This is a genomic window from Pseudomonas sp. G7(2022) (assembly GCF_052660475.1).
The window spans coordinates 2,621,096-2,642,549 of sequence record NZ_CP109659.1 but is presented as its reverse complement, the minus strand read 5'-3'; the positions used below and the strand labels follow the sequence as shown (position 1 = coordinate 2,642,549).

The 21,454-nt window shown below is 57.8% G+C and carries 13 protein-coding genes, 1 tRNA gene, 3 rRNA genes and 2 pseudogenes; 7 read left to right on the top strand and 12 right to left on the bottom strand.

All coding sequences use genetic code 11. The annotated features are described in order from the left end of the window. Window positions 1-12 precede the first annotated feature (12 nt). Both NE357_RS11795 and NE357_RS11790 read right to left on the bottom strand, forming a co-directional pair. Window positions 13-87, bottom strand: a tRNA-Lys gene (locus tag NE357_RS11795). A 91-nt stretch (window positions 88-178) separates the two neighbouring features. Next, on the bottom strand, window positions 179-1,075 hold the full coding sequence (locus tag NE357_RS11790; RefSeq protein WP_169429990.1) for a LysR family transcriptional regulator: 897 nt from the start codon (window positions 1,073-1,075) through the stop codon (window positions 179-181). Window positions 1,076-1,200: 125 nt separating this feature from the next. On the opposite strand from NE357_RS11790, the gene NE357_RS11785 reads away from it, so the two are divergent. Then, window positions 1,201-2,217 carry a zinc-dependent alcohol dehydrogenase family protein gene (locus tag NE357_RS11785; protein WP_169429989.1) on the top strand — a complete coding sequence of 339 codons (1,017 nt, stop codon included), beginning with the start codon at window positions 1,201-1,203 and terminating at the stop codon, window positions 2,215-2,217. Window positions 2,218-2,266: 49 nt separating this feature from the next. On the opposite strand, the gene ycaC is transcribed toward NE357_RS11785, so the two are convergent. Beyond that, a complete protein-coding gene (ycaC, locus tag NE357_RS11780; protein ID WP_169429988.1) occupies window positions 2,267-2,899 on the bottom strand; it encodes an isochorismate family cysteine hydrolase YcaC in 633 nt (210 codons plus the stop codon). Window positions 2,900-3,125: 226 nt separating this feature from the next. Here ycaC and NE357_RS11775 point away from each other — a divergent pair, with 226 nt between their 5' ends. Next, window positions 3,126-4,682 (top strand): sensor domain-containing diguanylate cyclase, encoded by a 1,557-nt coding sequence (locus tag NE357_RS11775; RefSeq protein WP_169429987.1) that lies wholly within the window; start codon window positions 3,126-3,128, stop codon window positions 4,680-4,682. A gap of 142 nt (window positions 4,683-4,824) precedes the next feature. Here NE357_RS11775 and rrf read toward each other — a convergent pair. The 8 genes from rrf to NE357_RS11735 form a co-directional block, all read right to left on the bottom strand. Next, window positions 4,825-4,940 (bottom strand): 5S ribosomal RNA (rrf, locus tag NE357_RS11770). Window positions 4,941-5,105: 165 nt separating this feature from the next. After that, window positions 5,106-7,996: ribosomal RNA gene (locus NE357_RS11765) — 23S ribosomal RNA — on the bottom strand. A 311-nt stretch (window positions 7,997-8,307) separates the two neighbouring features. Continuing rightward, window positions 8,308-9,844: ribosomal RNA gene (locus NE357_RS11760) — 16S ribosomal RNA — on the bottom strand. Together the 16S, 23S and 5S rRNA genes form the textbook arrangement of a ribosomal RNA operon. A gap of 517 nt (window positions 9,845-10,361) precedes the next feature. Continuing rightward, the gene (locus NE357_RS11755; protein WP_432760327.1) at window positions 10,362-10,490 is read right to left on the bottom strand and encodes a hypothetical protein; all 129 of its coding nucleotides are present in this window, start codon (window positions 10,488-10,490) and stop codon (window positions 10,362-10,364) included. A 142-nt stretch (window positions 10,491-10,632) separates the two neighbouring features. Further along, window positions 10,633-11,139, bottom strand: coding sequence for a peptide-methionine (S)-S-oxide reductase MsrA (gene msrA, locus NE357_RS11750; protein ID WP_169429986.1), 507 nt, complete (start codon window positions 11,137-11,139; stop codon window positions 10,633-10,635). 95 nt (window positions 11,140-11,234) lie between these two features. Next, window positions 11,235-11,690: a VOC family protein gene (locus NE357_RS11745; RefSeq protein ID WP_169429985.1), complete on the bottom strand. Its 456-nt coding sequence runs from the start codon at window positions 11,688-11,690 to the stop codon at window positions 11,235-11,237. Between the two features lie 81 nt (window positions 11,691-11,771). Further along, window positions 11,772-13,970, bottom strand: a complete 2,199-nt coding sequence (locus NE357_RS11740) for an OsmC domain/YcaO domain-containing protein (RefSeq protein WP_169429984.1) — start codon at window positions 13,968-13,970, stop codon at window positions 11,772-11,774. Window positions 13,971-14,074: 104 nt separating this feature from the next. Beyond that, complete coding sequence (locus NE357_RS11735) at window positions 14,075-14,986, bottom strand: LysR family transcriptional regulator (protein WP_169429983.1); 912 nt, start codon at window positions 14,984-14,986, stop codon at window positions 14,075-14,077. 104 nt (window positions 14,987-15,090) lie between these two features. Here NE357_RS11735 and NE357_RS11730 point away from each other — a divergent pair, with 104 nt between their 5' ends. From NE357_RS11730 to NE357_RS11710, 5 genes and pseudogenes are all read left to right on the top strand, one after another. Further along, window positions 15,091-17,058 carry an alkyl/aryl-sulfatase gene (locus tag NE357_RS11730; protein WP_169429982.1) on the top strand — a complete coding sequence of 656 codons (1,968 nt, stop codon included), beginning with the start codon at window positions 15,091-15,093 and terminating at the stop codon, window positions 17,056-17,058. 123 nt (window positions 17,059-17,181) lie between these two features. Further along, window positions 17,182-18,051: an AraC family transcriptional regulator gene (locus NE357_RS11725; RefSeq protein ID WP_169429981.1), complete on the top strand. Its 870-nt coding sequence runs from the start codon at window positions 17,182-17,184 to the stop codon at window positions 18,049-18,051. 80 nt (window positions 18,052-18,131) lie between these two features. Then, a pseudogene (locus NE357_RS11720) lies at window positions 18,132-18,296 on the top strand (hypothetical protein); the annotation flags it as partial. Then, entirely contained in the window at window positions 18,229-18,561 is a 333-nt protein-coding gene (locus tag NE357_RS11715; RefSeq protein ID WP_169428211.1) for a hypothetical protein, read from the top strand. The pseudogene NE357_RS11720 and the gene NE357_RS11715, both read left to right, overlap by 68 nt. Window positions 18,562-18,608: 47 nt before the next feature. After that, window positions 18,609-19,426, top strand: a pseudogene (locus tag NE357_RS11710) (ATP-binding protein). 14 nt (window positions 19,427-19,440) lie between these two features. Here the strand turns inward: NE357_RS11710 and NE357_RS11705 are convergent. Continuing rightward, window positions 19,441-21,366, bottom strand: a complete 1,926-nt coding sequence (locus NE357_RS11705) for a potassium transporter Kup (RefSeq protein ID WP_432760321.1) — start codon at window positions 21,364-21,366, stop codon at window positions 19,441-19,443. Between the last annotated feature and the right edge of the window lie 88 nt (window positions 21,367-21,454).

Below are 21,454 nucleotides of genomic sequence, written 5' to 3'. Positions count from 1 at the left end.
CCTACTATGTAGTGGGTCCGGGGGCTGGATTCGAACCAGCGCCCACCCGGTTAAGAGCCGAGTATTCTACCGCTGAACTACCCCGGAACAGAGCGCGCATTGTCGATGAGTCGCGAAAGTATGTGAAGCTCGGATTCAGGGATTTTGTTGCGACAAATCTCTGATCGTTAAGCCTTCATCACTCAATGCAGCTCTTATCCGAACGCCCCCTCACGAAATCGATAAAGCTGCGCAGTTTGGGTGTCAGCCTCGGGTCCGGCGCATACAACAGATTCATCGGCGAAACCGGCACCTTGTACTGCGGCAACAGACTCACCAGCGTGCCGCTTCGCAGCGAATCCTTGACCAGTTCCAGCGGCAACATCACTACCCCCAGCCCCGCCACCGCTCCGGACAGCAACGGATCGCCCTGATTAATCGTCAATCGGCTTTTAATCGGTACGTCGATGCAGCCGTCCGGGCCTTCGAATCGCAGGTGTGAGCGGCCGTCCGAATAGGCGAACGCCAGACATTCATGTTCCTGAAGATCCCAAGGTGTGGTGATGGGTGGACGACGGGCGAGGTAGGACGGCGCTGCGCAAAGCACCATTTGATAAGGCATCAGCGGCAGCGCCTTCAGGCCGCAGTCGGCGAGTTCGCCGATGCGGAACACCGCGTCGTATCCGCCGTCCACCAGGTCGACCAGTTCGTTCGAGAGCGTCAGGTCCACCGACACTTGCGGATAACGAACCATGTACTCCAGCAGCTTCGGCGACAGCGTGCTGACGCCGAACGTGACGGGCGCATTGATCCGCAATCGGCCGCTGGGCACGCCCCGGGTCACGGCGGCCATTTCTTCGGCGGCGTCCATGTCGGCCAGAATCAGCTTGGCCCGCTGATAGAAGGTGCGGCCGAAATCCGTGAGGCTCTGCTTGCGGGTGGTGCGGTTGAGCAGCGAAACGCCCAGATGCTGCTCAAGCATCTTTACCTGTTTGCCAACCATCTGCGGGGACAGATTGAGCTCATCCGCCACCGCGCTGAAGGAGCCCAGTTCAACCGCTTTGACGAACGTGGACATGAGTGTGAGGCGATCCATTGGAAACTCGTTGTTTCTAGTGTTGCGCCATCCTAGGCCTTTATCCGAAGCAGGCCAAAGACTAAATTGGCGTCCAAGGCACCGGATCATGCAGGTGCAATTTATCGTTAACCGAGGAAGTACACATGGCACGCATTGTCAGGATTCATGAATACGGTGACGCGAGCGTTCTCAAACTGGAAAACGTCGACGTCCCGGCACCCGCAGCGGACGAAGTGCAGATCGAGGTCAAAGCTTTCGGCCTGAATCGCGCTGAAGTGATGTTCCGCAATCACGCCTATCTGCAGGAAGCGGAGTTTCCCAGCCGTCTCGGTTATGAAGCAGCCGGCATCGTGGTCGCGGTCGGTCACAGTGTCAGCGAATTCAAGGCTGGCGATGCTGTGAGCGTGATTCCACCGCTGGACATCGCGCGCTGGGGCACCTACGGCGAACTGGCCAACGTACCGGCAAGCCTCACCGTCAAGCATCCCTCGAACCTGTCCTTCGAACAGGCTGCTGCATCCTGGATGCAATACGTCACCGCCTGGGGAGCACTGATCGAACAAGCGAAACTTCAGAAAAACGACTTCGTGATCGTCACTGCCGCCTCCAGCAGTGTCGGGCTCGCGGCCTTCCAGATCGCCCGGATGGTCGGCGCCACTTCGATTGCCGTGACCCGAACCCGTGCCAAGAAACAGGCATTGCTGGATGCCGGCGCGGCGCACGTGATCGTCAGCGACGAAGAAGATATGGTGGCAGCGGTCATGGCGTTGACCGATGGCAAAGGCGCGCGGGTGGTGTTCGATCCAGTGGGCGGCCCCTCGTTCGAGCCCCTGACCCAAAGCATGGCTCGCGGCGGCATCTTGCTGGAGTACGGTGCATTGAGTCCCGAACCCACGCCGTTCCCGTTGTTCACCGTGCTGGGTAAATGCCTGACCCTCAAGGGTTACCTCTATTCGGAAATCGTGTCGGACCCCGCCACACTGGCCCGCGCAAAAGCCTTCATTGTCGACGGTCTGGCATCGGGCGCTCTGCAACCGGTCATCGCCAGGACATTTGTGATGGACGACATTCAGGATGCGCATCGCTTCCTTGAGGCCAATCAGCAAGTCGGGAAAGTAGTCGTCACCGTCTTAAGCCCTACCCTCCGGCTCTCGCAGTAAACGACGAAAGCCTGCTTTTCAGGGCAGGCTTTCGTGGTTCGGCATGACCTTATTTCTGCTGGGCCGTCAGCGCCGCATAGCCATTCATCAGGTTGCGATAGTTTGGAATCCGCTGGGACAGCAGATTGCCCAAGCCTTCGATGTCGTTGCGCCAGTCGCGGTGCAACTCACAGGCCACCGAGAACCAGTTCATCATTTGTGCGCCAGCCTGGGTCATGCGGTTCCATGCGGCTTGCTGCACGGTGGTGTTGAAGGTGCCGGAGGCGTCGGTCACCACAAACACGTCAAACCCTTCCGCCAGTGCCGACAGCGTCGGGAACGCCACGCACACGTCGGTCACGACACCGGCGATGATGATCTGCTTGCGACCGGTGGCCTTGATTGCCTTGACGAAGTCTTCGTTATCCCAGGCATTGATCTGGCCAGGGCGAGCGATGTACGGCGCATCCGGGAACATTTCCTTGAGTTCCGGTACCAGCGGGCCGTTCGGGCCTTGTTCGAAGCTGGTGGTGAGGATGGTTGGCAATTCGAAGAACTTCGCCAGATCGGCCAAGGCCAGCACGTTGTTCTTGAACTCGTTCGGCGAGAAGTCCTGGACCAGGGAAATCAGGCCGGTCTGGTGGTCGACCAGCAGAACGACGGCATCGTCTTTGTTCAGGCGGTTGTAGGTTGCAGTGCTCATGTTGAATCCCTTTTTAGTTGTGCAAGTTCGGTTGCGTTCAAGATGGGCACAGATTAATGACTTGGTTGAACGGGATAAATCGCCTGTAAAGGGTTTAACCGTCAACTGTAAGGAGACAATAAATTCAAAGTGATGCGCAGATCACACTGCCGTCCCGAACGTGATGCCGATCCTTGTCATAATGTTTGTCAGCACTACGCTCAGAACGACACTCAAGGAAAAGTTGATGCTCGGACGCAATTCTCAAGAGCCAACTGCAAACGCCACACGGCGCACTAAAACAATGAAGGCTGGCTCAACCTTTCGGCTGACTGTCAGCTTCATGGTGGTGGTGGTCGTGGCCTTTCTGGCAGTCGAGAGCTGGCGAACGTGGCGGGATTATCGTTCGGTATTTGCCTCCGCTCGGGATTCGGTGACCAACCTCGCTCGCGCCACGGCTCAGCACGCCGAAGACACCATTCGCCAAGTCGACGTGCTCACCGTCGGACTGGCGGAACGCGTCGAGGGTGACGGCCTGCAAAACCTCGACGTGGCGCGCATTCACAAGCTGCTGGTGCAGCAATCGAAGATCATGCCGCAGTTACATGGCCTGTTCATTTATGGCCCGGATGGCCACTGGATCGTGACCGACAAGGAAGTCACGCCGGAAATGGCCAACAACGCCGACCGCGATTACTTCCAGTACCACCGCACCCACGAGGATCGGCAAGTACGCATCGGTCAGGTGGTCGAGAGTCGCTCCACTCATGACTTGATCATTCCTATTTCCCGCCGCTTGAACAATCCTGACGGCTCGTTCGCGGGCGTGCTGCTGGGGACGGTCAAAGTCAGCTATTTCGTCGACTATTACGGTGACTTCCGCATCGATGACAAAGGCGCGCTGGTGCTGGCCATGCGCGATGGCACGATCCTGGTCCGCCGTCCCTTTATCGCATCGGTCGTGGGCAAGAGTCTGGCAAACAGCGAGATCTTCAAGACCTACCTGCCCAGCTCCAACGAGGGTATAGCCCAGATCCGGGCGGTAGTGGATGACACCGAGCGCTTGTACGGCTATCGCGCCTTGACCACCTATCCGCTGGTGGTCGAAGCGGGGTTATCCAAGGACTCGATCACCGCGCCATGGCGTCGGGATCTGCTGAAAAACGGCTTTGTGTTGATTTTTCTGATCCTGGTACTCGCCGGTTTCGGGCTGATTGTCCTGAGCCAGTTACGTCAGCGAATCGCGATGGAGCGGGAAATCCGCTCCGCTCATCAGGCTATGCGCGACATGGCACTGACCGACAGCCTCACAGGTCTCGGCAATCGCCGACGCCTGGATGCCGCGCTCGCGGATGAAATCCGTCTGGCCCGGCGTCAGGGTTCGCCGTTGTCATTGATCATGCTCGATGTCGATCACTTCAAACGCTACAACGACCGCTATGGACACGCCGCTGGCGACGATTGCCTCAACGCGGTCGGGCGCGCGCTACAGCAGGCGGTCAAACGCCCGGGAGACCTTGTTGTACGCTACGGCGGAGAGGAGTTCACCGTGTTGTTACCCAACACCCACAACGCTGGCGCCATACAGGTCGCCGAGGACATTCTTCAAACCATCCGCTCGCTGGAACTGGAACACACCGGGCATCCCTTGGGGTATGTGACTGCGAGCGCAGGGATTACCACACGCCACCCGGTTGACGACTCAGTGACGTCGGCCATGCTGTTGAAGTCGGCTGATACATGCCTTTATCAAGCGAAACGGCTGGGGCGAAATCGCTGGAGCTCCAAGGATGAGCCTGCGTGATGCAGGAGACTCAACCCATAACGTACGCGAGCGCATCACCTTTAACTGCTGCCATCGCGACAGTCAGCACCCCGCATCGAGCACTTTCCTGCGGGCAAAACAAAACCCCAACTGCTTTCGCAATTGGGGTTTCGGAATTTAATCTTGACGATGACCTACTCTCACATGGGGAAACCCCACACTACCATCGGCGATGCATCGTTTCACTTCTGAGTTCGGGATGGGATCAGGTGGTTCCAACGCTCTATGGTCGTCAAGAAATTCGGGTACTGACTCGTGACCTGATGGCCTCGCTTCAGCAAATTGGGTATGGGATAGTTTTCGGTGCTTTGTGAGCGTCGAACTTTCGGTTCGTTTCGTCTTCACACACCGCAATCTGGTTGCTCTGGTTTAGAGAGCCGACGCAAATTGCTTGGGTGTTATATGGTCAAGCCTCACGGGCAATTAGTATTGGTTAGCTCAACGCCTCACAGCGCTTACACACCCAACCTATCAACGTCGTAGTCTTCGACGGCCCTTCAGGGAACTCAAGGTTCCAGTGAGATCTCATCTTGAGGCAAGTTTCCCGCTTAGATGCTTTCAGCGGTTATCTTTTCCGAACATAGCTACCCGGCAATGCCACTGGCGTGACAACCGGAACACCAGAGGTTCGTCCACTCCGGTCCTCTCGTACTAGGAGCAGCCCCTCTCAAATCTCAAACGTCCACGGCAGATAGGGACCGAACTGTCTCACGACGTTCTAAACCCAGCTCGCGTACCACTTTAAATGGCGAACAGCCATACCCTTGGGACCGGCTTCAGCCCCAGGATGTGATGAGCCGACATCGAGGTGCCAAACACCGCCGTCGATATGAACTCTTGGGCGGTATCAGCCTGTTATCCCCGGAGTACCTTTTATCCGTTGAGCGATGGCCCTTCCATACAGAACCACCGGATCACTAAGACCTACTTTCGTACCTGCTCGACGTGTCTGTCTCGCAGTCAAGCGCGCTTTTGCCTTTATACTCTACGACCGATTTCCGACCGGTCTGAGCGCACCTTCGTACTCCTCCGTTACTCTTTAGGAGGAGACCGCCCCAGTCAAACTACCCACCATACACTGTCCTCGATCCGGATAACGGACCTGAGTTAGAACCTCAAAGTTGCCAGGGTGGTATTTCAAGGATGGCTCCACGCGAACTGGCGTCCACGCTTCAAAGCCTCCCACCTATCCTACACAAGCAAATTCAAAGTCCAGTGCAAAGCTATAGTAAAGGTTCACGGGGTCTTTCCGTCTAGCCGCGGATACACTGCATCTTCACAGCGATTTCAATTTCACTGAGTCTCGGGTGGAGACAGCGCCGCCATCGTTACGCCATTCGTGCAGGTCGGAACTTACCCGACAAGGAATTTCGCTACCTTAGGACCGTTATAGTTACGGCCGCCGTTTACCGGGGCTTCGATCAAGAGCTTCGCGTTAGCTAACCCCATCAATTAACCTTCCGGCACCGGGCAGGCGTCACACCCTATACGTCCACTTTCGTGTTTGCAGAGTGCTGTGTTTTAATAAACAGTCGCAGCGGCCTGGTATCTTCGACCGGCATGAGCTTACGGAGCAAGTCCTTCACCCTCACCGGCGCACCTTCTCCCGAAGTTACGGTGCCATTTTGCCTAGTTCCTTCACCCGAGTTCTCTCAAGCGCCTTGGTATTCTCTACCCAACCACCTGTGTCGGTTTGGGGTACGGTTCCTGGTTATCTGAAGCTTAGAAGCTTTTCTTGGAAGCATGGCATCAACCACTTCGTGTTCTAAAAGAACACTCGTCATCAGCTCTCGGCCTTAAGATCCCGGATTTACCTAAGATCTCAGCCTACCACCTTAAACTTGGACAACCAACGCCAAGCTGGCCTAGCCTTCTCCGTCCCTCCATCGCAATAACCAGAAGTACAGGAATATTAACCTGTTTTCCATCGACTACGCTTTTCAGCCTCGCCTTAGGGACCGACTAACCCTGCGTCGATTAACGTTGCGCAGGAAACCTTGGTCTTTCGGCGTGGGTGTTTTTCACACCCATTGTCGTTACTCATGTCAGCATTCGCACTTCTGATACCTCCAGCAAGCTTCTCAACTCACCTTCACAGGCTTACAGAACGCTCCTCTACCGCATCACTTGCGTGATACCCGTAGCTTCGGTGTATGGTTTGAGCCCCGTTACATCTTCCGCGCAGGCCGACTCGACTAGTGAGCTATTACGCTTTCTTTAAAGGGTGGCTGCTTCTAAGCCAACCTCCTAGCTGTCTAAGCCTTCCCACATCGTTTCCCACTTAACCATAACTTTGGGACCTTAGCTGACGGTCTGGGTTGTTTCCCTTTTCACGACGGACGTTAGCACCCGCCGTGTGTCTCCCATGCTCGGCACTTGTAGGTATTCGGAGTTTGCATCGGTTTGGTAAGTCGGGATGACCCCCTAGCCGAAACAGTGCTCTACCCCCTACAGTGATACATGAGGCGCTACCTAAATAGCTTTCGAGGAGAACCAGCTATCTCCGAGCTTGATTAGCCTTTCACTCCGATCCACAGGTCATCCGCTAACTTTTCAACGGTAGTCGGTTCGGTCCTCCAGTCAGTGTTACCTAACCTTCAACCTGCCCATGGATAGATCGCCCGGTTTCGGGTCTATTCCCAGCGACTAGACGCCCTATTAAGACTCGCTTTCGCTACGCCTCCCCTATTCGGTTAAGCTCGCCACTGAAAATAAGTCGCTGACCCATTATACAAAAGGTACGCAGTCACAGAACAAAGTCTGCTCCCACTGCTTGTACGCATACGGTTTCAGGATCTATTTCACTCCCCTCTCCGGGGTTCTTTTCGCCTTTCCCTCACGGTACTAGTTCACTATCGGTCAGTCAGTAGTATTTAGCCTTGGAGGATGGTCCCCCCATATTCAGACAAAGTTTCTCGTGCTCCGTCCTACTCGATTTCATGACTAAGAGATTTTCGCGTACAGGGCTATCACCCACTATGGCCGCACTTTCCAGAGCGTTCCGCTAATCTCAAAGCCACTTAAGGGCTAGTCCCCGTTCGCTCGCCACTACTAAGGGAATCTCGGTTGATTTCTTTTCCTCAGGGTACTTAGATGTTTCAGTTCCCCTGGTTCGCCTCTTGCACCTATGTATTCAGTACAAGATAACCATCTTGTGATGGCTGGGTTCCCCCATTCAGACATCTCCGGATCAAAGTCTGTTTGCCGACTCCCCGAAGCTTTTCGCAGGCTACCACGTCTTTCATCGCCTCTGACTGCCAAGGCATCCACCGTATGCGCTTCTTCACTTGACCATATAACCCCAAGCAATCTGGTTATACTGTGAAGACGACATTCGCCGAAAATTCGAATTTCTCAACTAAGAGAACTCACAAATTTTACCTTAGCCTGATCCGTTACCAGTGAAAGTAACGTTCAGTCTATCTTTCTATCACATACCCAAATTTTTAAAGAACGATCTAGTTAAAGACTAGAAATCAATATTCAGTTTTGAATACTCATTTCTTATCTCTAAAGAGACATACAAGCCCGTAGAGACTCATCGTCTTCTTCAATGAATCAAGCAATTCGTGTGGGAACTTATGGAGCAGCTGATGTCGTCGATTAAGGAGGTGATCCAGCCGCAGGTTCCCCTACGGCTACCTTGTTACGACTTCACCCCAGTCATGAATCACACCGTGGTAACCGTCCTCCCGAAGGTTAGACTAGCTACTTCTGGTGCAACCCACTCCCATGGTGTGACGGGCGGTGTGTACAAGGCCCGGGAACGTATTCACCGCGACATTCTGATTCGCGATTACTAGCGATTCCGACTTCACGCAGTCGAGTTGCAGACTGCGATCCGGACTACGATCGGTTTTATGGGATTAGCTCCACCTCGCGGCTTGGCAACCCTTTGTACCGACCATTGTAGCACGTGTGTAGCCCAGGCCGTAAGGGCCATGATGACTTGACGTCATCCCCACCTTCCTCCGGTTTGTCACCGGCAGTCTCCTTAGAGTGCCCACCATTACGTGCTGGTAACTAAGGACAAGGGTTGCGCTCGTTACGGGACTTAACCCAACATCTCACGACACGAGCTGACGACAGCCATGCAGCACCTGTCTCAATGTTCCCGAAGGCACCAATCCATCTCTGGAAAGTTCATTGGATGTCAAGGCCTGGTAAGGTTCTTCGCGTTGCTTCGAATTAAACCACATGCTCCACCGCTTGTGCGGGCCCCCGTCAATTCATTTGAGTTTTAACCTTGCGGCCGTACTCCCCAGGCGGTCAACTTAATGCGTTAGCTGCGCCACTAAGAGCTCAAGGCTCCCAACGGCTAGTTGACATCGTTTACGGCGTGGACTACCAGGGTATCTAATCCTGTTTGCTCCCCACGCTTTCGCACCTCAGTGTCAGTATCAGTCCAGGTGGTCGCCTTCGCCACTGGTGTTCCTTCCTATATCTACGCATTTCACCGCTACACAGGAAATTCCACCACCCTCTACCATACTCTAGCTCGCCAGTTTTGGATGCAGTTCCCAGGTTGAGCCCGGGGATTTCACATCCAACTTAACGAACCACCTACGCGCGCTTTACGCCCAGTAATTCCGATTAACGCTTGCACCCTCTGTATTACCGCGGCTGCTGGCACAGAGTTAGCCGGTGCTTATTCTGTCGGTAACGTCAAAATTGCAGAGTATTAATCTACAACCCTTCCTCCCAACTTAAAGTGCTTTACAATCCGAAGACCTTCTTCACACACGCGGCATGGCTGGATCAGGCTTTCGCCCATTGTCCAATATTCCCCACTGCTGCCTCCCGTAGGAGTCTGGACCGTGTCTCAGTTCCAGTGTGACTGATCATCCTCTCAGACCAGTTACGGATCGTCGCCTTGGTGAGCCATTACCTCACCAACTAGCTAATCCGACCTAGGCTCATCTGATAGCGCAAGGCCCGAAGGTCCCCTGCTTTCTCCCGTAGGACGTATGCGGTATTAGCGTTCCTTTCGAAACGTTGTCCCCCACTACCAGGCAGATTCCTAGGCATTACTCACCCGTCCGCCGCTGAATCCAGGAGCAAGCTCCCTTCATCCGCTCGACTTGCATGTGTTAGGCCTGCCGCCAGCGTTCAATCTGAGCCATGATCAAACTCTTCAGTTCAAACATCTTTGGGTTTTTAAGAAACCCTAAACTTGACTCAGCAATCGTTGGTTACATCTTTGATTTCTCGCGGAGTAACTTGTGATGCTGATAATCTTGCTGACTACCAGTCTGACTCCACAAGCACCCACACGAATTGCTTGATTCAGTTGTTAAAGAGCGATTGGTTAAGAGCTTTCGTCTCAACCGAGGCGCGCATTCTACAGCAGCCTCATTTGCTGTCAAGTGATTATTTTCAGAAGCTTTAAAATTTCTTCAATCAAATCAACCACTTGCGCTAGCAGCGACATCAAGTTGCTCGCTAGCGGGAGGCGAATAATACAGGATTAAAACAGGTGGTCAACCCTCTCCTGAAAATTGTTTTCGCAGCGTTCCTGTCGTCGCATCGGTACGCAGTCAATGCTTTTAGCTGAAGGGTGTTACGCACAAAAAGGGGAAGCGAAATGGCCCTCGGTCAACGCCCGGATGAGGAACCCCACTGCCCGCCTCTCCACCCACGTCAACTCGCCCGGCCCGATCAGTCACGACTGCCGAAACCACGAATGAACGCTTCCCGCATAGGTCGGCGGTCACGAAAGCCGGACTCGCTGGCAATGACATCCAGTGAGTGCCGGCTCTGTTCGATCCTCAAGCGGGCCGTCTCCAGACGCAGTCCCTCGATGGCCTTGTCGGGAGAGTGACCGGTTCTGCTGTGAACACACGGGTGAACTGGCGAGAGCTCAAGTGTGCCACCCCGGCCAGCTGCTCCTCGACGCCGAGCGGTCGGCTCATAATGGCGCAGCTACATCTCAGCCGCGCTTTGGCAGCTTCCAGTTCGGACGGATGAAGTGACAGGTGTAACCATTCGGAATGCGCTCCAGGTAATCCTGGTGTTCCGGCTCCGCTTCCCAGAATGGCCCCGCCGGTTCGATTTCGGTGACTACCCGGCCTGGCCAAAGGCGCGAAGCGTCGACGTCAGCGGCGGTGTCCTCGGCAATGTCGCGTTGTTGTTCGCTGAGGTAATAGATCGCCGAACGGTAACTGGGGCCCAGGTCGTTGCCCTGACGGTTGGGCGTGGTCGGGTCGTGTATCTGGAAGAAGAACTCGAGGATCTGCCGATAGCTGATCACGGCCGGGTCGAAAACGATCTCGATGGCTTCAGCGTGATTGCCATGGTTGCGGTAGGTGGCATTCGGTACATCGCCACCGCTATAACCGACACGGGTTTTCAGCACCCCGGGGTAGCGTCGCAGCAAGTCTTGCATGCCCCAGAAGCAGCCACCGGCGAGGATGGCAGTTTCGGTCTGGCTGGTCATGGTCTGTCCTTCCCCTCAGGGATGTTGGAGGTAGCCATTGTTATGAGGGCGTGTTGGCCGATTCCAAGCCCCCCAAAGGGGCCCCATTAAAAAGCTCACGTAAACGCAGACGCGATGAACGCCTCCAGCGCCTGCTCTTCGAGAATCTCGATGGAGAAATGCCCGAAGCGCTTGGGCAGCCAGATGATGCGTGTGCCAGACGGTGATTGCAGGTTGGCGCGTTCCAGTGGCTGGCCGTTTTCGTCTTCGGGCTGCACGCCGGCGACCACCAGTTCGTCGTAGGCCTTCTCGATGTCCGGTGTCGAATAGCAGTGGCGATAGATCATCCCCTCCCCCGACGAGTCCAGCAGTTCCCTGAGGTTGCCCGCCAACGGCTGGACCAGCATGAAGCGCTCCTGACCGATCAACGCAACCGCGTAGCGAACATGCAGGCCACCCCGCTCCCAGACGAGGGTTCTGGAGATTCTGGCTTTCAGGATCTGCGCATAGTAGGCGCAGGCCTCTTCGAGGTTGTTGACCAGTACATCGACGTGACTGAACTTCAGATCCATTGCAAAGCTCCTTCTGGCAGGCGCCCATCTTAAAAACAAAAAAGCACCCGAAGGTGCTTTTTTTTGTCGCCGCTGTCAGCGCTACGAAGTCTTCACGCTGGCCCGGGCCGCGTGCAGTTTCTTGTAGCTGTCGATCAGTCGCAGATGGCGATCGAGGCCTTCCAGTTTCACGCTGGTCGGCGTCAAACCGTAGAAGCGCACGCTGCCGTCAACGGAACCGATCGCCGCGTCCATCCGTTCGTTGCCGAACATGCGGCGGAAGTTGGCTTCGTAATCCGCCAGCTCCAGGTCTTCGTCCAGTTGCATCTCCAGCACCCCGTTGACCGCCTGATAAAACAGACCACGTTCAACGGTGTTGTCGTTGTACTGAAGGAACATCTCCACCGCTTCTTTAGCCTCCTCGATTTGTCCCAAGGCGAGCCAGATCAGCAGCTTCAGTTCCAGAATCGTCAGTTGCCCCCACACGGTGTTGTCATCGAATTCGATGCCGATCAGCGTGGTGATATCGGTGTAATCGTCCAGTTCGCTTTCCACCAGGCGCTCGACCAGCGACTGGAGTTCGTCTTCGTTCAAGCGATGCAGGTTCAGGATGTCTTCACGGAAGAACAGCGCCTTGTTGGTGTTATCCCAGATCAGGTCGTCCACCGGGTAGATTTCCGAGTAATCCGGCACCAGGATGCGGCAAGCGGTGGCGCCGATATGCTCGTACACCGCCATGTACACTTCCTTGCCCATGCCCTTGAGGATGGCGAACAGGGTTTCGGCTTCTTCGACATTGGAGTTTTCACCATGGCCGGTGAAATCCCACTCCACGAACTCGTATTCCGCCTGGGCGCTGAAGAAGCGCCACGACACCACACCGCTGGAGTCGATGAAGTGCTCGACGAAGTTGTTCGGTTCGGTGACCGCCTGCCCCTCAAAGGTCGGCTGCGGCAGGTCGTTAAGACCTTCGAAACTGCGGCCCTGCAGCAGTTCAGTCAGGCTGCGCTCCAGCGCCACTTCGAAGCTCGGGTGCGCGCCGAACGAAGCGAACACACCGCCCGTACGCGGGTTCATCAGCGTGACGCACATCACCGGGAACTCCCCACCCAGCGACGCATCCTTCACCAGCACCGGGAAGCCCTGGGCTTCCAGGCCCTGAATACCGGCCATGATGGCCGGGTATTTCGCCAACACTTCCTGCGGTACGTCCGGCAATGCGAATTCGCCTTCGATGATTTCGCGCTTCACCGCACGCTCGAAGATTTCCGACAGGCACTGCACCTGGGCTTCGGCCAAGGTGTTGCCGGCGCTCATGCCGTTGCTCAGGTACAGGTTTTCGATCAGGTTCGACGGGAAGTACACCACCTCGCCATCCGATTGACGAACGAACGGCAGCGAAACGATGCCGCGCTGTTCATTGCCCGAGTTGGTGTCGATCAGGTGCGAGCCGCGCAGCTCGCCGTCGCGGTTGTAGATCTTCAGGCAGTACGGGTCGAGGATTTCGCTCGGCAACTCGTCATTGCTGCCCGGCTTGAACCAGCGCTCGTCCGGGTAGTGCACGAACGGCGCATTGGCCAGGTCCAGACCCCAGAACTGATCGTTGTAGAAGAAGTTGCAGTTCAGGCGCTCGATGAATTCGCCCAGTGCCGACGCCAACGCACCTTCCTTGGTCGAGCCCTTGCCGTTGGTGAAGCACATCGGCGAGTGCGCGTCGCGAATGTGCAGCGACCACACGTTGGGCACGATGTTGCGCCACGAAGCGATTTCGATCTTCATGCCGAGGTCGGCGAGAATGCCCGACATGTTGGCGATGGTCTGCTCCAGCGGCAGGTCCTTGCCCGGAATGTAGGTGCTGGCGCTGGAGTTCGCACCCGGCATCAGCAATGCCTGGGCGTCGGCGTCGAGGTTTTCGACTTCTTCGATGACGAACTCGGGGCCGGCCTGCACGACTTTCTTTACCGTGCAGCGGTCGATGGAACGCAGGATGCCCTGGCGGTCCTTGTCGGAGATGTCCGCCGGCAACTCGACCTGAATCTTGAAGATCTGGTTGTAGCGGTTCTCCGGGTCAACAATATTGTTCTGCGACAGGCGGATGTTATCGGTCGGGATATTGCGGGTTTCGCAATACAGCTTCACGAAGTACGCCGCACACAGCGCCGACGAAGCCAGGAAGTAGTCGAACGGACCCGGTGCCGAGCCATCGCCCTTGTAGCGGATCGGTTGGTCGGCCACCACCGTGAAGTCGTCGAACTTGGCTTCAAGTCGAAGGTTGTCGAGAAAGTTGACCTTGATTTCCATGGGGGACTACCAGAATAGCGAGCTGAACAGAATGGCCGCCATTATCCGGTTTTTGAGCGGGAAGTCTTGTGCTTTGGCGTTTCGGCCGCCGACCGGAGCGCCGATCAAGTCGAGACGTTGCGTTGCGTCATCTCGGTGACAATGGCGTCGATCACACAGCGGGCGGTCGGTGACTGGCTTCTGTTGGGCAGGCTGACGACGCCGATTTCGGAATGCAGCCCGGGTCTGTCCACGACCTGCAGTTCGATCAGGTTACCGATGCGCAGGTCTTCAGCCACGGCGCCGTGAATCACGCCGAGGATGGTATCGGTCGAACAGGCCACCGTCCTGAGCAACGCCACATCGTCGCACTCCAGTGCAAGCGGCAAGGCCTGGCGCGTGGAAATGCCCAGGGTATGCGCAGTCTCTTCCTTCACCACGGCCGGCAGGCGCGTCGTTGCGATGCCGTAAGTCTCCAGGTCTCTCATCGTCACCCGATGGCCGGCCAGCGGATGTTGTGGCCGGACGAAAAAACCCGCCGAGGCCTGACCCAGTGAGCGGATCAGCAGATCGGTGTCGGCCGAGAAATTGCGAATGTCCGCGACGAAGAATTCGATCGCTTCATCTCGCAGCCGTGCTTCGAGTATCTGCCAGTTGTTGATCTCTACCCGCAGAGTGACTTGCGGATATTCCCGGCGCAATCGCGGCACGACCTGATGCATCAACATGGCCGCCGGAAACGGCCCGACGCCGAACGCGAGGTTGCCGAGCCGGCCATCGCCGTAAAGCGCCAGATCACGCTCCAGCGAACGTGCATCGAACAGCAGCCGTCGCGCCCGCTCGATCAGAAACTCCCCTGCCGGCGTCGGGCGCACGTCACCGCCGTCCCGATCGAACAGGCGTTGGCCGGTCTCGCTTTCGAGCGCCTGAATACTGCGGCTCAGGGCCGGCTGGCTGAGGTGCACACGTTCGGCGGCGCGGCCGAAATGGCGTTCATCGGCAAGGGCCAGCAGATGTGTCAGTCGTTTAAGATCCATCTGGCCGATGCTAGCTACGCATTGTCTGGATATAAACAATGCATTGGATACATCGCGCCAGCCTCCCTACTCTCTGATGAATCGTCCATCGGAGAACAACAAGAATGAGACCGACCCTCCACACCCTGATCGCCCTGACGCTGATTTCCCTCGCCGGCTGCGACAAACCGCCAAGCGTTGCCAGCGGCGAAGCGACGCCTGCCACGGCTGCGGTGATAGAAGCATCAATCAAGGGCCTGGACCTCAACGACACCCGCGACATGGCCGACGCCCAGCGCGGTTTTATCGCCCGGCCGAGCGGACAGATCCTCGGTTCCGACGGCTCGGTGCTGATCGATTTCGATGCGTTCAGATTCGTCGAAGGCAAGGCCCCCGCCACGGTCAATCCGAGCCTGTGGCGCCACGCAATGCTCAACGCCCAGATCGGTCTGTTCAAAGTCACCGACGGCATCTACCAGTTGCGCGGCTTCGACATCGCCAACATGACGCTGATCGAAGGCCAGACCGGGTGGATCGTGGTCGATCCGCTGACCTCGAAAGAAACTGCCGCCGCTGCCTTGGCATTCGCCCGCGCACAACTGGGCGACAAACCCGTGACCGCCATCATCTTCACCCACGACCATGCCGACCACTTCGGCGGCGTGCTGGGCATTACCTCGGTCGCGGAAGTGGCCGAGCGCAAGATTCCCGTGGTAGCCCCTGTCGGTTTCATGGAGGAAGCCACCAGCGAAAACGTGTTGGCGGGACCTGCGATGTCACGTCGTTCGATGTATCAGTTCGGCAAGAATCTGGCGCCGGGCGCAACCGGCATGGTGGATACCGGACTGGGCAAAAACGTCGCCTACGGCAGCATCGGCATTCTGCCGCCCACGCAGATCATCGATCAGTCGACGCAAACGCTGATGATCGACGGCGTGACCTTCGTGTTCCACAACATTCCGGGGGCTGAGGCTCCGGCCGAGCTGACCTTTTCCATCCCCGAACGCAAGGCCTACGGCGGCGCCGAGCTGCTGGCGCAGACCATGCACAATCTGCTGCCGATCCGCGGCGCCAAGGTGCGCGACGCGTTGCTCTGGTCCGATTACGCCCAGATCGCCCTCGATGAACTGGGCGACACCGAGGTCTATTTCGGCCAGCACAACTGGCCAATCTGGGGCAATGAGCGCATCCGCGAATTCATCACCAAGCACCGCGACGTCTACAAATACATGCACGACCAGACCGTGCGACTGATGAATGCCGGCTACACGCCCAACGAGATCGCCGACAAAATCCAGTTGCCCGACTCACTGGCGTCGTACTTCGGCACCCGTGGTTATTACGGCGATGTACGACACAACGTCAAAGCGATCTATCAGATGTACCTGGGCGCTTACGATGGCAACCCGGCGCACTTGAATCCGCTGGTGCCCAAAGAGTCCGCCAGGCGCTACGTCGAACTGATGGGCGGCAACGCCAAAGTGGTCGAAGCCGCGCGCGTGGCCTATGACAAAGGCGAATACCGCTGGGTCGCCGAGCTGTTGGATCAAGCGGTCCTCGATAAACCCGATGACAAGGCCGCCAAGGCACTGCTGGCCCAGACCTATGAACAGCTGGGCTACCAGTCTGAATCCGCGACATGGCGCAACAGCTACCTGACCGCCGCCCAGGAACTGCGCAACGGCCCGCCGGCCAAAGGCGTGAGGCGTTCGGATCTGATCGAGCTGATGAAACAGACGCCGACCGAACGCTTCCTCGAAGCCATGGCCGCGAGTCTCGACGGCCCGGCCGCCGACGGCAAGAACTGGACCTTCAATCTGGTGCTGACCGACACCCGCGAGTCCTTTGTGCTGTGGATCGAGAACGCCGTACTGCACTACCGAAAAGGCCCGTCAGCAACAAATGCCAACGCAACGCTGACTGTCACCAAAGACCTGTTCGTGCAACTGCTGGGCGGCACGGCGGGGTTCAAGGATGCCCTCACCTCAAAAGACTTGAAAGTCGATGGCAGCACGGTGGATCTGGTGAGATTCCTTGGATTACTGGAGAAAGCCCCCGGCAACTTTGCAATCGTCGCCCAGGCGCGCGATTGATTCGTGCAGGGTCGATCGGATGTAATGCCTGAAGAGGTCTATCCCTGAGCAAGTCCGGCTAGGTATCTGTACGCCGCTTTCGACGATTCTAGGGACCGACCGTTACTCCAGGAGCTTCACGCCGTGCCAGACGCACCGACGCAAACTGCCTACGCAAAGCGCTTCACCGTCGTACTCGCCTACATCGACGCCAACCTAGAAGGGGACCTGTCGGTGAAAGCGCTGAGCCAGGTGGCGAACTTCTCCGAGTTCCACTTTCACCGGCAGTTCACGGCATACGTCGGCGTACCCGTCTCGCGCTATGTGCAGCTGATGCGCCTGCGCCGTGCCGCGCACCGCTTGAGCACCCTGCCCGACCATTCGGTGATGGAAGCTACGCTCGACGCCGGGTTCGAAAGTCCCGAAGCGTTTTCAAGGGCATTCAAGCGAGCCTTCGGCACCTCGCCGGGGGCATTTCGCAAGGCTCCGGACTGGAGCGTCTGGCACACGGTCTTCGCCATACCTCACTTTTCAAGGAGCATTGCCATGCAGGTACGAATCGTCGACTTCCCCGGAATCCAGGTCGCTGCACTCGATCACCGAGGGCCACCAGGCCTTGTCAATCAAAGCGTGCAACGCTTCATCCAGTGGCGCCAACAGAGCGGGCAGTCGCCGGTGGCATCAAGCCGCACCTTCGGGATTCCTTACGGCAATCCCGACACGACGCCGCCGGAGGATTTTCATTTCGCGATCTGCGGCGAAATCCGTGAAGCGGTGGCGCCGAATGACTTCAACGTCCGCGAGCTGGGCATTCCTGCCGGCCGCTGCGCCGTGGTGCGTCACACAGGCTCCACCGATCACATTGGTGAAACCATCTACCCGGTCTACCGCGACTGGCTGCCCGCCAGCGGCGAAGAACTGCGCGATCACCCGCTGTTTTTCGAGTACTTGAGCATCAGTCCCGAGACCCCGAAGGAGCAGTGGCAAACGGATATTTACGTGCCGCTGTGCTAACAATCGCCTGCCCCTCAGGTTCAGCTGGATACCTACTCTCCTGCGCACATTCAGCGCTGCTCAGGAGAGGCTATCCACCCATGAAGCCCGCCATAGCCGACTGGCTCAACAAAGTGCCGGAAGTGACGCTGTCCTTCTGGGTGATCAAGATCCTGTCCACGACCGTGGGTGAAACCGGTGCCGACTTTCTGGCCGTGGACGCCGGTTTCGGCGCGGGCCCGACCAGCCTCGGCATGGCCGCGCTGCGGCGAGCGCATCGTCGTCGCCCAGGAAACCGGTGTGCGCGACAAGGAGGCCCGCGAAAGCGCCTGGCACAGCCTGTTGCCGTTTCTGATTCTGTTTCCGGTGCTGTTGCTGGTGGTTGGCGATCTGGTGCGCAAGATGTTCCGCCCGATTGCCACGCTCTCGGCCGACATCGACCAGCGTGACGAACAAGCCCTGCACCCGAAACCGGTGTGCGCGACAAGGAGGCCCGCGAAAGCGCCTGGCACAGCCTGTTGCCGTTTCTGATTCTGTTTCCGGTGCTGTTGCTGGTGGTTGGCGATCTGGTGCGCAAGATGTTCCGCCCGATTGCCACGCTCTCGGCCGACATCGACCAGCGTGACGAACAAGCCCTGCACCCGATCGACGAAAGCCATGTGCCGAGCGAGATCCGGCCGTTTGTGGTGGCCAGCAACCGCCTGCTCGGCCGGGTTGCACAGTCCGTGGACAACCAGCGGCGTTTCGTCGCCGATGCCGCCCATGAGCTGCGCTCGCCCATGACCGCCCTGTCCCTGCAGGCCGAACGACTGGCCGCCACGGAAATGCCGGCCGCCGCCCGCGAACGCCTGCTGCCGCTATCCCGAGGCATAGAGCGCAGTCGAAACCTGATCGATCAATTACTGAGCCTGGCTGCCGCGCAGTCAAATTTCAGTGCGGCGCCAACCAGCGTTTCAGTCCTGCACATTTACCGACGGATTCTGGAAGACCTGCTGCCGCTGGCGGACCGCAAGAATATCGATATCGGCGTCGAGAGCAGCGAGGACGTGCAGGTCAGCATCAACGAAACCGACCTGCTGATCCTGATCCGCAATCTGGTGGACAACGCCATCCGCTACACCCCACCCGGCGGACGCATCGACCTCTCGGTCAAGCGGGTACAAGCAGCGATCGTCCTGCAAGTCAGCGACACCGCCCCGGGATTACCGTGGAAGAACAGGCGCGCGTCTTCGACCCGTTCTACCGCAGCCTGGGCACCGATGAGTCGGGCTCGGGGCTGGGTCTGTCCATCGTCAAGGCGATTGCCGATCGCACGGGGCTCAAGGTTGATCTGGGGTTTACCGACGTCATCGGGCGCAGCGGTCTGTGTGTCACCGTGAGCATCGAGCAACCCTGAGCCGCACCCCGTCCTTACATTTCGACCTGCGTCCCCAGCTCGATCACCCTGTTCAGCGGCAACTTGAAGTACTTCAGGTTGCTGTTGGCATTTTTGAGCAGGAATGCGAACAGGTACTCGCGCCACTTGGCCATGCCGATGCGTTTGGTCGGGATGACCGTTTCACGACTCAGGAAGTACGTGGTGCGCATCGGGCTGAAATCCAGTTCGGCCAAGTGACAGAGGCTCAGCGCCATTGGCACATCCGGTTCCTCGGTAAAACCGAAATGCAGGTTCACCCGGAAGAAGCCGTCGCCATAGGACTCGACTTCGAAGCGACGGTCCACCGGCACTCGCGGGCTGTCTTCGGATACCACGGTCAGCAGCACGACCTGCTCATGCAGTACCTGGTTATGCAACAGGTTGTGCAGCAGCGCGTGGGGAACCGCGTCGGCCCGCGCCGTCAGGAACACCGCCGTGCCCTGCACCCGATGAGGTGGTTGCGCACGGATGCTGCTGATGAACAGCGGCAGCGGCAACGCGGTTTCATCCAGCCGCTCGACGATGATCTTGCGTCCGCGCTTCCAGGTGGTCATCAGGATGAACAAGCCGATGCCGGCGATCACCGGGAACGCACCGCCCTGCAGGATCTTCGGTGCGTTGGCCGCGAAGTACAGGCTGTCCACCAACAGAAAACCGGACAGCATCGGGATCGCCAGCCAGCGCGGCGTCTTCCACAGCAACAACACCACGGCGGCGGACAGCAGCGTAGTGATCAACATGGTGCCCGTCACCGCCACGCCATACGCGGCAGCCAGGGCGCTGGAGGATTCGAAACCGATCACCAGCAGCACCACACCGACCATCAACGCCCAGTTGACCGTGCCGATGTAGATCTGGCCCTGCTCCTGGCTTGAGGTGTGCTGGATGAACATGCGCGGGACGTAGCCCAGCTGGATGGCCTGGCGCGTCAGGGAGAACGCACCGGAAATCACTGCTTGCGAAGCAATGATCGTCGCCAGCGTCGACAGCGCCACCATCGGCAGCAGCGCCCATTCCGGGGCCAGCAGATAGAACGGGTTGCGTACCGCTTCCGGGTTGCCGAGGATCAACGCACCCTGGCCAAAATAATTCAGGACCAGACCGGGCAGGACCAGCATGAACCAGGCACGGGCAATCGGTTTGCGACCGAAGTGGCCCATGTCGGCGTACAACGCTTCCGCACCGGTCAGCGAAAGGACGACCGCGCCGAGAATCGCCACGCCCATGCCCGGATGGGCCGTAAAGAAGCGCACCGCCCAGATCGGGTTCAGGGCCTGCAACACCTCGGGGCGCTGCACAATACCGTAGACCCCGAGCGCGCCCAACACCACGAACCACAACACCATGACCGGGCCGAACAGAATGCCGATCCGCGCCGTGCCGTGTTTCTGGATCAGAAACAGAGCCACCAGCACCACCACCGACAGCGGCACTACCCAGTGCTCGATGCCGTCGAACGCCAGCTCCAGCCCTTCTACCGCCGAGAGCACCGAGATTGCGGGGGTAATCATGCTGTCGCCGTAGAACAGCGCCGCACCGAACAGACCGAGCAACACCAGCACTTTGCTCAGGTGCGGATAAGGTGCCGACGCACGACGGGCCAATGCCGTCAACGCCATGATGCCGCCCTCACCCTGGTTGTTCGCCCGCAGGATGAAGAGCACGTACTTGATTGAGACCACCCAGATCAGCGACCAGAAAATCAACGACAGAATGCCTAGCACACCGTCGTGGTTGAGCTGCACGCCGTAGTGGCCGGAAAAGACTTCTTTGAGGGTGTAGAGGGGGCTGGTGCCGATATCCCCGTAAACCACACCGACAGCCGCAACCAGCATGGCTGCGCCTGAGGATTTTGACGGGGAATTTTCGTTGTTTTTACTCAAGGGTCGCGGCTCTCGAACGGCGGGAAGTAGTGGCATGCCATCCTTGGGCAATACGCTGACCGGGGCCTTCAGAAATACAAGGCTCAGGTGCGGTCAAAAAAACGCGGCCAGTATCGATGCGAAC